Below are 14542 nucleotides of genomic sequence, written 5' to 3'. Positions count from 1 at the left end.
CGAGTTCGGGGAGGATGCCGGTGCAGACCAAGAAGATCATCAATGACGGCAACCGCGCCGTCGACCAGATGCTCGAAGGAATCCTCGCCGCGCATCCTCGCCACCTGAGGAGCGCGGACGGCAGCCCGCGCTCGATCATCGCCCGCGACGGGCCACGACCCGGCAAGGTCGGGTTGGTGATCGGCGGCGGCTCAGGCCATGAGCCGACCTTTCTCGGCTTTGTCGGCAAGGGACTGGCGGATGCGGCGGCCATCGGCAATGTCTTTGCCTCGCCGCCGCCCGATCCGATCCTCGAATGCGCCAAGGCGGTCAGCGGCGGCGCCGGCGTCTTGTTCATGTACGGCAACTACGCCGGCGACGTGATGAATTTCGACATGGCGGCCGAGATGGCTGCGATGGACGACATCGAGGTACGCACTGTCCTGACCACCGACGACGTCGCCTCGGCGCCGCGCGCCCAGCGGCAGAAGCGCCGTGGCGTCGCCGGCAATTTCTTCATCTTCAAAGCGGCCGGTGCGGCCTGCGACCGCATGCTCTCCCTGGACGAGGTCGAGCGCATCGCGCGCAAGGCCAACGACCGGACCTTCACCATGGGCGTGGCGCTGTCACCCTGCTCGCTGCCGCAGACAAGGCGGCCGAATTTCGAGATCGGCGCGGACGAAATGGAGATCGGCATGGGCATCCATGGCGAACCCGGCATCGCCCGCGGCAAGCTCGGGAGCGCCGACGCGATCACGGACGAGATGCTGGACAATATCCTCGGCGAGATGGCGCCGAAGCGCGGCGACAAGGTCGCGGTGCTGGTCAACTCGCTCGGCTCAACGCCGCTGATGGAGCTCTACATCATGAACCGGCGGGTCAAGCAGCGGCTCGACGATATCGGTGTTTCCATTCATGCGACCTGGGTCGGCAATTACTGCACGTCGCTGGAAATGGCCGGCGCCTCGGTGACGCTTTTCCATCTCGACGAGGAACTGCAGACCATGCTCGACCACCCCTGCGACTGCGCGATGTTCCGTGCCGGCTGACGAAAGAGCGTTCCCGTGACCATCGACACCGCTGACCTGAAAAGGATGTTCGATACGATCGCGGTGGCGATCGAGGCCGACAAGGACCGGCTCTGCCAGCTCGACGGCGTCATTGGCGACGCCGATCACGGCATCGCCATGGCGCTCGGCTTCGATGCGGTGCGCGATGCGCTAGCCTCGCTCGACCTTGCGGCGACCGAGCCGACGGCGTTGCTCAACACGGCGGCGAAGTCATTCCTCAATGCCGTCGGGGCGTCCTCAGGCCCGCTCTATGCGACGGCCTTCATGCGCGCCGGTGCTGCCGTCAAGGGCAAGGCGGCGCTGGCGGACGCGGACTTTATCGCCCTGTTCCAGGCCATGGCACAAGGCGTCAGGGATCGCGGCAAGGCCGAGCTTGGCGAAAAGACGATGGTCGATGCCTGGCAACCGGCGGCCGAAGCGGCCGCCGCGGCCAGTGTAGCCGGCAAGACCTTGGCTGAGAGCCTCGAGGCGGCCCTTGCCGCCGCCGAGCGTGGGGCGGAAGCAACCAAGGACATGATCGCCGCCAAGGGACGCTCCTCGCGGCTCGGCGAGCGCTCGCTCGGGCATATCGACCCCGGCGCGGCATCGGCCGTCACCGTCATCGGCGCGATACGCAAGAGCCTGACGTCGGCACTATAGTTTCAGATCGAAGCGCCGGCATCGCCGCGCGCGGCATGCCGGCGCGGTACGCCAGGACCGAACTTTCTCAGCCTCTGCCGCAGGCTTGCCTGTGCGGATCATACGGGTTTTGCCGCGTCGAGCCTGTTGATCGCCTGGACATTGCCGGCCGATGGACCTTGTTCGTCGAACTCGGAGGCGAGCCACGTATCGACGATCGCCTTGGCCAGTTCCGGGCCGATAACGCGGGCGCCCATGGTGATGATCTGCGCATTGTTGGATTTCGCCGCGCGCTCGGCCGAATAGGTGTCGTGGGTGAGCGCGGCGCGGATGCCCGGCACCTTGTTGGCCGAGATCGAAACGCCGATGCCGGTGCCGCAGAACAGGATACCGCGATCGTTCTCGCCGTCGATGATGGTCTGGGCGAGTTTTTGCGACAGGTCGGCATAGTAGCCGGCCTGGCTGAGATCGCTGACTGTCAGGCCGGATTTGGTGGCAAGGTGCGCGGCGATGACGTCGAGCAGCGGCTTGCCGGCGCTGTCGGCTCCAATGGCTATCTTCATGCTTTTCCCTTTCCTGTTCGGATGGTTTCAGATCGCCGCCGAGGCGCGGCGGAGAATGTCGATGTAGCCGTCCGCCTGCCAGGCGGAGCGGCCGATGAAGAGGCCGTCGATATCGGGCTGGCCGACCAGTTCGGCGGCATTGCCGGGATTGACGCTGCCGCCATAGAGCACCGGCGGCACCGACGGCAGCAGGCCGCCGGCCACTGTCTTGATCAATGCCTGCTGCTTGTCCGCATAGTCGGCGCTGGCCGGAATGCCCTTGTCGCCGATCGCCCAGACCGGCTCGTAGGCGAAGAGGATTTTTGCGCCCTTTGCTTCGCCTTCGAGGAACTGCAGCGCGCCCTCGACCTGGGCGCTCAACACGGCATCGGCCTGCCCGCTTTCGCGCTCGGCCAGCGTCTCGCCGACACAGATCAGCGGTATCAGCCCGTGCTTCACGGCGGCCGCCGTCTTCAGGCCGACAGTGTGGTCGGTCTCGCCAAAATGCTCGCGCCGTTCGCTGTGGCCGAGTTCGACCAGATCGAGGCCGCAATCCTTCAGCATCGGCGGCGAGATCTCGCCGGTCCAGGCGCCGGCTTCGGCCCAATGCATGTTCTGCGCGCCGACCTTGATGCGCGTCGACGACAGCACCCGCTTGACCTCGCGCACCGCCGTGAAGGGTGGGATGACGAAGGGGTGGATGCGGTCATCGAAACCGGGAATGAAGCCGGCCAGGCGCTCCGCGAAATCCAGTGCCTCGGCGAGCGTCTTGTTCATCTTCCAGCTTGTACCGACCCAGTAGACCACGCGTACTGCTCCTTGACGTTGCTGATCACGATCCGCCGATTTCCGGGTCATGATCCCTTGTCGACCACCGTCAGCGAAACGCCGGCGGCATCCAGCGCCGCGCGCACGCCCGGCTCGAGCGCGCGGCCGGTGAAGACCGTGTCGAATGCGCTGAGATCAGTCAGGAAGTGCAGCGCCGTGCGGCCGAACTTGCCGTGATCGACCAGCAGATATTTGCGGGTCGCGGCCGCCATCATCAGCCGCTTGGCCTGCACCACCTCCTGGTCCTGGTGGAAGGCGGAAGCGTCATGGATGGCCGAAGACGACAGGAAGGCGACGTCGGCGCGCAGCGATTTGAGCGAGGCCTCGGCGAGCAGGCCGAAGAAGCCGTGGAACTTCTTGCTGTATTGGCCGCCGAGCGCGATCAGGTTGATGCCTCCGGCGCCGGCCAGGTCCTGGATGACGGCCAGATTGTTGGAGATCACCGTCAGCGGCCGCAGGTCGGCGAGATGTCGCGCGATGCCGCCCGCCGTCGAACCGTCATCGATGATCACCGTCTGGCCGGGTTCGATCATGGCCGCTGCGGCCACGGCCAGGCGCTGCTTTTCCTCGGTCGCCTGCTTCTGCCGGTAGCGGAAATCGCTTTCGAACAGGCTGCTCGGCTGGATCGAGGCGCCACCGCGCACCTTGCGCAGGAAACCGCTTTCCTCGAGTTCGTCGAGGTCGCGGTGCACGGTCATCTTCGAGACGCCAAAGCGCAAGGCGAGATCGTCGACGCCGGCCTGACCGGCGTCCATCAGAAACTCCATAATGCCTTGCCGTCTGACGTCGCTTTTCATCGCCGCTGACCGCCAACGCGTGGCTCCTTAATCGAGCGCCAGATATAACAGTTTCCGTCGCAAAAGTATCAAATATTTTGTGATAATGAGATAAATCCTTGGGATATTCCGCTTGCCCTGATCGCGGCGCTGTAACAAGAATTGCTGCCGTGACAGCCGGTGACGGTTGCGGTTGCTCGGAAATCCGGCCAGAAGCATCGGTGGGCTGGACGATGCGCGGACAGTCCGCAACCACCAGGTTTGAAACCAGATACGGGAGACTATTCGTTGGCTCGCATCACACTGAGACAATTGCTCGATCACGCCGCCGAATACGGCTATGGCGTGCCGGCCTTCAACATGAACAACATGGAACAGGGCCTCGCCATCATGGAGGCGGCCGAAGAGACCAAATCGCCTGTCATCCTGCAGGCAAGCCGCGGTGCGCGTGCCTATGCCAATGACGTGGTGCTGGCCAAGCTGATCGACGCGCTTGTCGAAATCCACCCCGACATCCCGGTCTGCATGCATCTCGACCACGGCAACAACGAAGCCACCTGCGTCACCGCGATCCAGTACGGCTTCACCTCGGTGATGATGGACGGCTCGCTCAAGGAAGACGGCAAGTCGCCGGCCGACTACGCCTATAATTCCGGCATCACGAAGCGCGTCGTCGACATGGCGCATTGGGGCGGCGTGTCTGTCGAAGGCGAGATCGGCGTGCTGGGGTCGCTGGAGAGCGGCGGCGGCGAGCAGGAAGACGGCCACGGCGTCGAAGGCGCGATCAGCCACGACCAGCTCTTGACCGATCCGGAACAGGCGGTGGAGTTCGTCAAGGACACCCATGTCGACGCGCTGGCGGTCGCCATGGGCACCAGCCATGGTGCCTACAAATTCTCGCGCAAACCGGACGGCGCGGTACTGGCGATGAACGTCATCGAGGAGATCCATCGCCGCCTGCCGAACATGCATCTGGTCATGCACGGTTCGTCCTCGGTGCCGGAGGAATTGCAGGAGATCATCAACAAATATGGCGGCCAGATGAAGCCGACCTGGGGCGTGCCGGTGGAAGAAATCCAGCGCGGCATCAAGCACGGCGTGCGCAAGATCAACATCGATACCGACAACCGCATGGCGCTGACCGGTGCGATCCGCAAGGTGCTGACCGAGAACCCCAGCGAGTTCGACCCGCGCAAATATCTGACGCCGGCAATGGCGGCGATGCGCAAGCTCTGCAAGGAGCGCTTCGAGCAGTTCGGCACCGCCGGCAACGCACCGAAGATCAAGCCGTTGCCGGTCTCGGAGATGGCCAAGCGCTACAAATCTGGCAGCCTAAACCCGAAATTCGGCTGAACTCCAGCGGCTAATCTGCTGAATTCAACGGGCAGGAGCCGCATCGGCTCCTGCCCGTTTCTATTCAGCCTTTGGCAGGAGATCGGCCCTGCCCGTCTCGATGAACGGCGCCCAGTAGTCGACCGACTCGCGGATCATCGCGACCACCTGGTGGTCGACCGGCTCGCGCTCACGGAACGACAGTTCGAGGCAGATCTCGTTGTCGGTGCCGCCGCCGCGCCGCACCGTGTCCAGCAACTTTTCAGGCGTGATGCGGCCATCCCTGTTGTAGGCCGACGTGAACGGCCAATGGCCACCCTTGTTCATCGACGATTGCTTGACGTGGATGATCGGCGATTTCCTGGGAAAGGCCTCGGCCCAGGCATAGGGATCGATATCGGCCGGATTGCTTGATGTGACGTCGCCATGGTCGATGTCGACCATCATCTCCAGTGGAATGGCCATGCCTGCGGCGTCGATGGCGCCTTGCAGTTGCCGGCAATTCTCGATGGTGTGGCCGAACTCGCGGCCAACCGACATCGGCTCCCAAAACAGGTAGGTCAGCCCGGCCGCCCTGGCGTGCTCGGCCACCTCGCGCCAGCAGTCCAACGCGATGTCGAACAACCGCGCGCGGCGCTCGGAATCGTCAAAGTCGCGATGGGTGAAGATGGCGAATTGCGTGCCCATGCCGTCGGCGCCAAGCTCGGCCGAGATGTCGGCAAAGGTCTTGAACCAGTCGACATAGTAGCGGCGCACATCGGTGTCGGGATGGCCGAAATGATTGAGCCGGCCGTAAGGGCCGGTCATGCCGGACGTGACACGCACACCGGTGCGTGCGAGCGCGCCGCGAAACAGACGGATGAATTTGACGATTGTCGCCGCCGGCCAGCCCGGATTGACGAATTCATGCGTGAGCTGCACATCCCGGATGCCGATGCCATAGGCGATGGCGTCGATCAGGTCGTCCGGATCGGCAAAGCGGTTGACCAGCGGATTGGTGTTGAGGGAAAGCGTGAAGGCCAACGTCGCTATCCCTCCCCGAAGCAGGGCACGACAGTGGGACGGAATGCCGTCATTGCAGCGTCGCCCCCTCGCGGTTGAGTTGCTGGCGGTATTTTTCGGCGTCCCAGTTCAGCAGTTCCGCATTCTCCTTCGGGCTGAGATAGTTGACACGCGTCGCGTCATCGACGCGCGCCACGACGTCGGCCAGGCAGCGCGCCATCGCTTCGGCGCCGGCATTGGCATCCCGGCGCATCAGCACACCCTTGCCGGGAAAGAGGATGGATGTCGGCGCGGCAGCAGTGCGGGCAACGACCGCCGCCGCGTTCTCACCGGGGCCAGCGATCACCGAGCCGACACCGAGGAAGATCACATGATCCGGGTAGAGGCTGCCGGAGGCGGCGATGCGGCAACTGGCAAGATCGGTCGCGACGGCATGGGCGGCGGCCGAGGCCGGCAGCCGGTAGTCGCTGCCGGCGGCAAGCCTCAGCAGCGCATCGAGATCGGGCGGCGGAGCCGGGCGTGGCTGCCGTGCGAGCAGCCCGGTCACCCGCTGCAGCAGCAAGGCCGCCGCGGCAACCGTATCGGCGGCGACCACCAGGCCGTGATTACCAAGCACGAGCACGTTGGTCGCGGGTTTCAGCCGCTCGGCGATCGCCTGCGCCAGCGGCAGGCCTGGCCGGCGATAGGGCACGAAGGCCCAGTCGAGGCCGCGCAGGCGCTCCTCCAACAAGGCTTCGGCATTGGCCTGCACGGCGATCGAAATCGTCTCGACACAATGGACGTGGATGACGACCTTCTGCGGCAGCAGCGCGTGCACCGTCGTCTCGATGGAGGGCCGCAGTTGGCGAGGGTTGAGGTCCGCCAGCGTGAACTGCCCGGCCGTCTCCGCCGCCGGGCTGCGATGCGCCACGGCATCGAGCAACGGCGCCAGCGCGACGGGCACCATGATCTCATCGTCGCGCGCGTTCTTCAGCCAGGTGCCCGATGCCTTTATCCACAGCACGCCGGCCTGCTTGATGGACGTGTTGCCGCCGGCGCCCTGGACCAGCAGCGGCTCCGCGCCGATACTGGCCGACAAGGAGCGCAGCATGCGGAATTCGATGGCGGCGGTATCGACGGGATGGACCATCAGCCTGCCCTCGCCAGCCGGTTCGCGCACCAATGCTCGAAGGCCGCCCTCTCTTCGGCCGACAGATGCAGGCCGTGCTTGGTGCGCCGCTCGAGAATATCAGCCGATGTCACGGCCCATTCCCGGTCGAAAAGGTAGTTGGCCTCGCGCTCGAAGAAATCCTTGCCGAAGCAGCGTCCGAGTTCATCGAGCGAACGCGCCGCGCCAACCAAGGCCCGCGTCCTTGTTCCGTAGAGCCGGCCATAGTGCTTCAGCAACGATGCCGGCATCCAGGGATATTCGCCTCCGAGGTCGCCGAGAAACTGTTCGAAATCGGCATTGGCAATGTCGCCGCCGGGCAGATGCGCCTTCGCGGTCCAGGGCTTGCCCATTTTGGGAAAGAACGGAGCGATCCTGTCCAGCGCATGCTCGGCCAGTTTTCGGAAGGTGGTGATCTTGCCGCCGAAGACGGAGAGCAGCGGCGCCTGCGCGTCCGGCGCGTCGAGCTCGAAAATATAGTCGCGGGTCACAGCGCTTGGGTTGTCGGCATTGTCGTCATAGAGCGGCCGGACGCCGGAGAAGGAATAGACGACATCGCCGCGCGCAAGGCCGCGCTTGAAGTAGCGGTTGACCACCTTGATCAGGTAATCGATCTCGCTCTCATCCGCCGCCACGTCCTCGGGCCGGCCGTCATAGGGGATGTCGGTGGTGCCGATGAGAGCGAGATCGTTCTGATAGGGGTTGATGAAGATCACGCGCTTGTCGCTGTTCTGGATGAGATAGGCCTGCCGCCCCTCCCAGAATTTCGGCACGACGATGTGGCTGCCCTTGACCAGCCGCACATTGCGCCTGGAGTTCTGGCCGGCAACGCGGTTGACGATGTCGTTGACCCAGGGGCCGGCGGCATTGATCAGCGCACGCGCCCGAACCACCGTTCTGATGCCCGTCCTGCCGTCCTGCATCTCGACGACCCACAGGCCGTTCTCGCGGCGGGCGGCGGTGCAGGCGGTGCGGGTGAAAACCCTGGCGCCGCGCTCGGCGGCGTCGAGCGCGTTGATGACGACGAGGCGGGCATCGTCGACCCAGCAGTCGGAATATTCAAAGCCGCGCCGGAAGGCATCCTTGATCGGCGCGCCCTCGGGCGCGGTGCGCAAATTGAGCGTGCGGGTCGCCGGCAGCCGCTTGCGGCCGCCGAGATGGTCGTAGAGGAACAGGCCGAGCCGCACCAGCCAGGCCGGCCGGTCGTCAGGGCTGTGCGGCAGCACGAAGCGCATTGGCCAGATGATATGCGGCGCCGATTCCAACAGCACCTCACGCTCGATCAGCGCCTCGCGCACCAGGCGGAACTCGTAATATTCGAGGTAGCGCAAGCCGCCATGGACGAGCTTGCCCGAGCGCGAACTGGTGCCTTCGGCTAGATCGTCCTTTTCGCACAGGATGACGGAAAGGCCGCGCCCCGCGGCGTCGCGCGCAATGCCCGCGCCATTGACGCCGCCGCCGATGACGAAGAGGTCGACGATTTCAGGGCCGCCGTTCATGTTGCCGTGGCCTCGATGTCGATTTGATGCGTCATGGCCACTGCCTCAGCACGGATTGACCGGAGGCAGGCCGGCCAGGTAGCGGCGCACCTCTTCGGCAGCCTGTTCGGCGGCATAGGTGACGGTACGCACCGAGGCGCCGGCGATGTGCGGCGTCAGCGTCACGTTAGGCAGTTGCAGCAAGGGCCAGTCCGACGGCACCGGCTCGACCGCGAAGGTCTCCAGCATGGCGCTGGCGATCTGGCCTGAAACCAACGCCTCGTAGAGCGCGTCATAGTCAACCAGCGGCCCGCGCGCGGTGTTGACGAAAATCACGCCAGGTTTCATCCGCGCGATCGTGTCCTTACCGATCAGGCCGCGCGTCTCCTCGGTCACGCGGGAATGCAGCGTCACCACATCGGAACGGGCAAGGAGATCGTCCAGCGCGACGAGTTCGACGCCGGCATTGCGGTCTTCGGCGCTCAACTGCACATAGGGATCGCTGACCAGCACATGGCAGCCGAAGGCGCGCAGCAGGCGCACGACCTTGGTGCCGATATTGCCATAGCCGACGACGCCGACGGTCATTTCGCTGAGTTCGCGGCCGGTGCGGTCGGCGCGGTAGAGGTCGCCGCGCCATTCGCCCTTGCGCAAGGCCTCGTGGCCGACCCGGATCAGCCGCGTCTCGGCCAGGATGGCCCCGAGGGTAAACTCGGCCACGGCCGTCGCGTTGCGGCCCGGGACGTTGACCACCGTGATGCCATGCGCCCTGGCGGCAGCCATGTCGATGTTGATCGGGCCGCCGCGCGAAACCGCGACCATCTTAAGCGCCGGCAAGCGCCGCATCATGGCCTCCGACAGGGGCGCCAGCTGGGTGACGAGGATTTCGGCATCGCCGATGAAATCGACGACCTCGTCGGGATGGCCGAAATACTCCTTCACCTTGTCGAGGCCGAGCGCCGGATTGCCGAACTCCATCGGCTCGTCGGGCCAGGCCGTCTGCAATGTCCTGATATCGAGGTCGCCACGCGCGACCTTCTCGATTTCGGCGCGAAAAACCTGCGGAAGCATGAAGTTGTCGCCAATGATCGCTATTCTCTTACGCATACTCGACTTCTCAATTTGCCTGCGATGCCGCCATTGCGCGCCAGACCGGCCGCAGCGCCTGGTGTGCCAACATGTAGGACGGGGTCATCTCGTCGTAGATCGCGGCAAGGTTTCGATCGCTCGGCTCGGCCTCGCCAAGCAGCGGCGTAACCCATTCACCGACGCACGCGTCCATGGACGGGTACAGACCGACGCAGACTGCGGCGATCATCGCAGCTCCAGCCGCGCCCGCCTCCTCGCGCGCGCTGGTGCGAATGTCGGCGCCCAGCGCCGCCCCCAGGATCTTGCGCAGCGCCGGGCTTCTGGCGGCGCCGCCGGTGAGGCGGACTTCGTGCGGCAGCGGCCCCATGGCGGCGTAGCAGTCGCGCGCCGCGAAGGCCAAGCCCTCGAAGACGGCGCGGACGAGGTCGGGATAACCATGCCGCGAGGAAATGCCGACGAACCCTGCCCTGGCGTTGGCGTCGACGAACGGCCCCCGCTCACCGGCTTCCGACACGTAGGGCTGATAGAGCAGCGATGCGGGCCGCGCGGCTGCGATCCAGGCATCGACCAGCGCGATCATCTCGCCATTGCTGCGCGAAATGCCTTGCGAGGCGAGAATGCCGGAGGCGAGCCCAAGCACCCAGTCGATGTTGAGCGTCGCCGCCATGTTGGACTGCATCTGCGCAAACACGCCGGGCGCCGGCATCGCCATCGTATATCCGGTCGCCGCTTCGTTCAGTTGCACGTCGTCAGGGGTTTCGGCCAGCCGCATATGCATGCCGGTGGAGCCGATGATCGAGCAGCCGGGCTTGCGCTGGCGGTCGAGCAGGCCAGCGCCGAGTGCAGTGCAGACGACGTCGACATAGCCGAGCACCACCGGCGTGCCGGCCAGCATGCCTGTGGCCTCGGCGGCTGCCTGCGACAGAGCGGTGCTGTGCCGGGTGCCGTCGACGATCGGCGGCAGCAGATGCCTGAGATCGGCGACGCCGAGCACTTCGAGCACATCGTCGCTATAGTCGCGGGTGTGGAAATCGCCGAAGGTGAAGGTACCCTCCGACGGATCGGTGGCGCGTTCTCCGGTCAGCTTGAAATAGAGCCAGTCCTTGCAATGGAACGCGGTTGCTGCCTTGCCGAGCATTTCGGGCATGGTGCGCTTCATGAAGACGAATTGCGAACCCTGCTGGCAGGCCGCGAGCCCGCTGCCGGTCTTTTCGAAGCGGAGCCGATCTTCAGGTCGCGCGCGGATTTCCTCGACGACGGCCGCGGCGCGCGCGTCGAGCCAGAGCCAGCCCTTGGCGACCGGCTCGCCCTTGGCGTCGATCAGCCAGGTGCCGTCGCCTTGCCCGGTCACCGCGATCGCCACCGTCCGGCTGGCGAGATTGGGCACTTTGTCGGCGAGCTGGCGCAAGGTCGTGGCGGCATCGCTCCATGTGCGCGCCAGATCCTGTTCGGCGCCGCCGCCCGGCAGCGTTTCATAGCGGTTGGGCAACGCGGCGGCGGCAATCTGCCGGCCCGAAATGTCGAAGGCGATGGACTTGATGACGGACGTGCCGGCATCGATGCCGATCAATATGTCGCTCATCAGGCAAGCTCCATGCCGTGCGAAATCGCCATGCCGCTCGCCTGGTCGAAGACATGCAGGTTCTTCGGATCGATGCTGACATTGATCGGCGCGCCAAGGTCGAGGCGGGTGCGGTCATGCTCGACCAGCACCAGCGAGCCGCCGGCGAAGTCGGCGGCGATATGCGTCTGGTCGCCGAGCCATTGGTTGGCCGAAACCCTGGCGGGAACACCCTCCTTCGAGCGTCGGACCGCGTAGGGCCTGATGCCGATCACCACCCGCTCGCGACAGAGCAATTGGTCACGAACCGGAGCGCTGAAGGCGTCCTTGTCGTATTCGAGCGACAGGCCGTCGGGCAGTTTGAGATTGATGCGGCCGGCGGCGGTTGCGACATAGGCCTCGAAGACGTTCATCGGCGGCTCGCCGACAAAGGTGCCGGTGAACAGGTTCGCCGGACGTTCCTTGATCCGATCCGGCGTGTCGAACTGCTGCAGCACGCCGCCTTCCATCACCGCGATGCGGTCGGCGAGCGCATTGGCTTCGGTCTGGTCGTGGGTGACCAGGATCGCGGTCAGGCCGCGCTCCTTGATGAAGTGCTTGATGCGGCCGCGCAGCACGGCGCGCAACTGCGGTTCGAGCTGCCCCATCGGCTCGTCGAGCAGATGCAGGTCGGCCTCGCGGATCAGCGCCCGGCCAAGGCTGGCGCGCTGCTGCTGGCCGCCGGAAATGGAACTCGGATAGCGCTCCAATATGTCCTCGATCTCGAGCAATTTGGCGATGCTCGCGACCTTGGCGTCGACCTCGCTTTTCGGCAGCCGGGCAGCCTTGAGCGCGAAGGCCATGTTCTCGCGCACGGTCAGCGGCGGATAGAGTGAATAGCCTTCGAAGGCCATCGCCACATTGCGCTTGACCGGCGGCAAGGTGTGCACCTGACGGCCACCGACCGAAATGGCGCCGCGCGACACCTCCTCGAAACCGGCAATCATGCGCAGCGTCGAGGTCTTGCCACAGCCGGAAGAGCCAAGCAGGGCGACGATCTCGCCCTTGCCGATTTCCATCGTCAGGTTCTTGACCGCGTGAACGCCGCGATCGATCGGGCCGTAAAACTTGTCGACAGCCGATATGGTGAGCGTGCTCTGGCTCATGCCGCTTCTCCATTGCGCAAGGTGACGACGTTCTTTGAACCAATGCGGTCGCCGCTGGCATGATCGAACAGCAAGGCGCTCTTGCCGTCGACGGCGATATGGGCCTTGCCCTCGCTGCGGCCCGGCGTTCCAGCTGGGCGCGAGACCAGGATCTCGCGGCCACGCAAGGTGCGCACAAGCGTGACGGTCTTTTCGTTGAGCGGCGTCTCGGCCTCGACCGTCACCGGAATGGCACCCGGGATGCCCTCCTCGACGAAACTCAGTGCTTCCGGCCGCAGACCGATCACGCAATCGCGGCCGACCGCGGCGTCGTAAGCGCCGGCCAGATGGACTTGGACGTTGGACAAGCCGACATAGATGCCCCTGGTATCCCGCGCGGGCTTGACGTCGAGCAGGTTGATGGTGGGATCACCGAACAGCCGCGCGATCTCGATATTGGCAGGCTCCCGATAGATCTGCTCGGGCGTGCCGAGCTGCCTGATGACGCCTTGCGACATGACCGCGATGCGATCGCCGAGCGCCATGGCTTCCTTGTAGTCCTGGGTGACGTAGACGACGGTGGCGCCGCGATCGGCAAGCAGGCGCGGCAATTCTAGCCGCATCTCGAAGCGCAGCTTGGCGTCGACATTGCGCAAGGGGTCATCGAGCAGCAGAAGCGGCGGCGAGCCGACCAAAGCGCGGGCAAGCGCGGTGCGCTGCTTCTGGCCATTAGAGAGCGCGCGCGGCTTGTGCGAGAGCACATGGGCGATCTTCAACAGCTTGGCGACGCTCTCGACACCAGCCTTGATCGCGCCCTGCGACGACCGCTTGGCCTCCAAGGGTGTCGCGATGTTGTCGAAGGCGCTCATATGCGGAAACAACGCGAAGTTCTGGAACGCCATGCCGACGCCACGGAATTCCGCGTCGACATCGGTCATGTCGTCGCCGCCGATGAGGATCTTGCCCTCATCCGGATCGATGACGCCGGCAACCAGCCTGAGCAGCACCGTCTTACCGGCGCCGGACGGGCCGAACAGCACCAGCGTCTCGCCATCGGCAACCGTCAGCGACAGATTGTCGAGGACGGTCTGGCTCTTGTAACGCTTGACGATGTTTTTGAGTTCGAGGCTGGCCATGTCTATCCTTTCACCGCGCCGAGCGAGAGGCCTTCGACGAGATAGCGCTGCGCATAGAGGGCGAGCGCCAGCGTCGGCGTGATCGAGAGCACGATGGCCGCCGAGATCTGGCCGTACTGGATGCCCGATGAGGTGATGAAGGCGAGCGCGCCGACCGTCACCGGCTGCTTGTCGGCCGAGGCCAGCACCAGGGCGAAGACGAAATTGTTCCAGGCGAAGATGAAGGCGAGCAGGCCGGCGGCGGCGATGCCGGGACCGGCGAGCGGCAGCGCGATCTTGCGGAAAGTGGCGAACCAGGAATGGCCACCGATGCGGTAGGCATATTCGATGTCGGCCGGGATATCCTCGAAATAGCCGCGCACGATCCACAGGATCAGCGGCAGGCAGATCAGTTGGTAGACCCAGATCAGGCCGACATAGGTGTTGGCGAGCCCGAGCTTCTGGAAATAGAGGGTGAGCGGCAACAGCACCAACAGCGCCGGCGCGAACTTGAACGACAGCAGCGTGAAGGCGATGTCCTCGGAGCCGCGGAACTTGTGGCGCGCGAAGGCGTAGGCGGCCGGCACGCCGAGCAGCAGCGAGACCGCCACCGAGGTCACCGACAGGAATACCGAATTCCAGAGGTTGCGCATGAAGGCGATGTCGAGCGTGCCGGCGGCGGTCATCAGCTTGCCGGTGATCAGCGCCGTGTAGTTGGCAAGCGTCGGCTCGAAGATCAGTTGCGGCGGAATGCGCAGGATCGTCTCGTTGGTCTGGAATGACATCATGAAGATCCAGACGATCGGGAACATGAAGAAGATCACGACCAGCGTCAGGGCAACGCCGCGCAGGATGCGCTCGAGAAGCGAGGTGTGTTCCAT

14 protein-coding genes are annotated in these 14542 nt (G+C 64.9%); 3 read left to right on the top strand and 11 right to left on the bottom strand.

The genetic code is table 11. The features are described from left to right. Positions 1 to 14: 14 nt before the first annotated feature. Together ACWGS8_RS16330 and dhaL are read left to right on the top strand one after the other, a co-directional pair. Entirely contained in the window at positions 15 to 1028 is a 1014-nt protein-coding gene (locus ACWGS8_RS16330; RefSeq protein WP_454581897.1) for a dihydroxyacetone kinase subunit DhaK, read from the top strand. 15 nt (positions 1029 to 1043) lie between these two features. After that, positions 1044 to 1688, top strand: a complete 645-nt coding sequence (gene dhaL / locus ACWGS8_RS16325) for a dihydroxyacetone kinase subunit DhaL (RefSeq protein WP_454581896.1) — start codon at positions 1044 to 1046, stop codon at positions 1686 to 1688. A gap of 98 nt (positions 1689 to 1786) precedes the next feature. Here dhaL and derI read toward each other — a convergent pair whose 3' ends face one another. The 3 genes from derI to ACWGS8_RS16310 are packed head-to-tail and all read right to left on the bottom strand — an operon-like array spanning position 1787 to position 3834. After that, positions 1787 to 2230, bottom strand: a complete 444-nt coding sequence (gene derI, locus ACWGS8_RS16320; protein WP_454581895.1) for a D-erythrulose-4-phosphate isomerase — start codon at positions 2228 to 2230, stop codon at positions 1787 to 1789. A gap of 27 nt (positions 2231 to 2257) precedes the next feature. After that, positions 2258 to 3067 carry a triose-phosphate isomerase gene (locus ACWGS8_RS16315; RefSeq protein WP_454581894.1) on the bottom strand — a complete coding sequence of 270 codons (810 nt, stop codon included), beginning with the start codon at positions 3065 to 3067 and terminating at the stop codon, positions 2258 to 2260. Then, positions 3064 to 3834, bottom strand: coding sequence for a DeoR/GlpR family DNA-binding transcription regulator (locus ACWGS8_RS16310; protein WP_454581893.1), 771 nt, complete (start codon positions 3832 to 3834; stop codon positions 3064 to 3066). Before ACWGS8_RS16310 ends, ACWGS8_RS16315 begins: the two co-directional genes overlap by 4 nt. Positions 3835 to 4101: 267 nt before the next feature. On the opposite strand from ACWGS8_RS16310, the gene fba reads away from it, so the two are divergent. Further along, complete coding sequence (fba, locus tag ACWGS8_RS16305) at positions 4102 to 5166, top strand: class II fructose-bisphosphate aldolase (protein WP_454581892.1); 1065 nt, start codon at positions 4102 to 4104, stop codon at positions 5164 to 5166. Positions 5167 to 5226: 60 nt separating this feature from the next. On the opposite strand, the gene ACWGS8_RS16300 is transcribed toward fba, so the two are convergent. Genes ACWGS8_RS16300 through ACWGS8_RS16265 form a run of 8 tightly spaced genes read right to left on the bottom strand, consistent with a single transcriptional unit; the run spans position 5227 to position 14542 of the window. Then, a complete protein-coding gene (locus tag ACWGS8_RS16300; RefSeq protein ID WP_454581891.1) occupies positions 5227 to 6168 on the bottom strand; it encodes a sugar phosphate isomerase/epimerase family protein in 942 nt (313 codons plus the stop codon). Between the two features lie 49 nt (positions 6169 to 6217). Further along, positions 6218 to 7306: a class II aldolase/adducin family protein gene (locus ACWGS8_RS16295; protein ID WP_454581890.1), complete on the bottom strand. Its 1089-nt coding sequence runs from the start codon at positions 7304 to 7306 to the stop codon at positions 6218 to 6220. Continuing rightward, positions 7276 to 8793, bottom strand: coding sequence for a glycerol-3-phosphate dehydrogenase (locus ACWGS8_RS16290; protein ID WP_454581889.1), 1518 nt, complete (start codon positions 8791 to 8793; stop codon positions 7276 to 7278). Before ACWGS8_RS16290 ends, ACWGS8_RS16295 begins: the two co-directional genes overlap by 31 nt. Before the next feature lie 45 nt (positions 8794 to 8838). Further along, complete coding sequence (locus tag ACWGS8_RS16285) at positions 8839 to 9879, bottom strand: 2-hydroxyacid dehydrogenase (protein ID WP_454581888.1); 1041 nt, start codon at positions 9877 to 9879, stop codon at positions 8839 to 8841. Positions 9880 to 9889: 10 nt separating this feature from the next. Beyond that, positions 9890 to 11443 carry an FGGY family carbohydrate kinase gene (locus ACWGS8_RS16280; protein ID WP_454581887.1) on the bottom strand — a complete coding sequence of 518 codons (1554 nt, stop codon included), beginning with the start codon at positions 11441 to 11443 and terminating at the stop codon, positions 9890 to 9892. Next, positions 11443 to 12567 (bottom strand): ABC transporter ATP-binding protein, encoded by a 1125-nt coding sequence (locus ACWGS8_RS16275; protein ID WP_454581886.1) that lies wholly within the window; start codon positions 12565 to 12567, stop codon positions 11443 to 11445. The genes ACWGS8_RS16280 and ACWGS8_RS16275 overlap by 1 nt, the downstream gene beginning before the upstream one ends. After that, positions 12564 to 13682: an ABC transporter ATP-binding protein gene (locus ACWGS8_RS16270; RefSeq protein WP_454581885.1), complete on the bottom strand. Its 1119-nt coding sequence runs from the start codon at positions 13680 to 13682 to the stop codon at positions 12564 to 12566. Before ACWGS8_RS16270 ends, ACWGS8_RS16275 begins: the two co-directional genes overlap by 4 nt. Positions 13683 to 13684: 2 nt before the next feature. After that, on the bottom strand, positions 13685 to 14542 hold the full coding sequence (locus tag ACWGS8_RS16265; protein ID WP_454581884.1) for a carbohydrate ABC transporter permease: 858 nt from the start codon (positions 14540 to 14542) through the stop codon (positions 13685 to 13687).

Source organism: Mesorhizobium sp. 43Arga, from assembly GCF_053714255.1.
Note: the sequence above shows the minus strand (reverse complement) of the source record. Positions and strands in the feature narration are given on the sequence as shown.

Coding starts and splice junctions, on each gene's coding strand:
- ACWGS8_RS16280 (WP_454581887.1), bottom strand. CDS start 11,443: ATGAGCGACATATTGATCGGCATCGATGCCGGCACGTCCGTCATCAAG.
- ACWGS8_RS16290 (WP_454581889.1), bottom strand. CDS start 8,793: ATGAACGGCGGCCCTGAAATCGTCGACCTCTTCGTCATCGGCGGCGGC.
- ACWGS8_RS16275 (WP_454581886.1), bottom strand. CDS start 12,567: ATGAGCCAGAGCACGCTCACCATATCGGCTGTCGACAAGTTTTACGGC.
- ACWGS8_RS16315 (WP_454581894.1), bottom strand. CDS start 3,067: ATGACCCGGAAATCGGCGGATCGTGATCAGCAACGTCAAGGAGCAGTA.
- ACWGS8_RS16270 (WP_454581885.1), bottom strand. CDS start 13,682: ATGGCCAGCCTCGAACTCAAAAACATCGTCAAGCGTTACAAGAGCCAG.
- derI (WP_454581895.1), bottom strand. CDS start 2,230: ATGAAGATAGCCATTGGAGCCGACAGCGCCGGCAAGCCGCTGCTCGAC.
- ACWGS8_RS16265 (WP_454581884.1), bottom strand. CDS start 14,542: ATGGAACACACCTCGCTTCTCGAGCGCATCCTGCGCGGCGTTGCCCTG.
- ACWGS8_RS16310 (WP_454581893.1), bottom strand. CDS start 3,834: ATGAAAAGCGACGTCAGACGGCAAGGCATTATGGAGTTTCTGATGGAC.
- ACWGS8_RS16285 (WP_454581888.1), bottom strand. CDS start 9,879: ATGCGTAAGAGAATAGCGATCATTGGCGACAACTTCATGCTTCCGCAG.
- ACWGS8_RS16330 (WP_454581897.1), top strand. CDS start 15: ATGCCGGTGCAGACCAAGAAGATCATCAATGACGGCAACCGCGCCGTC.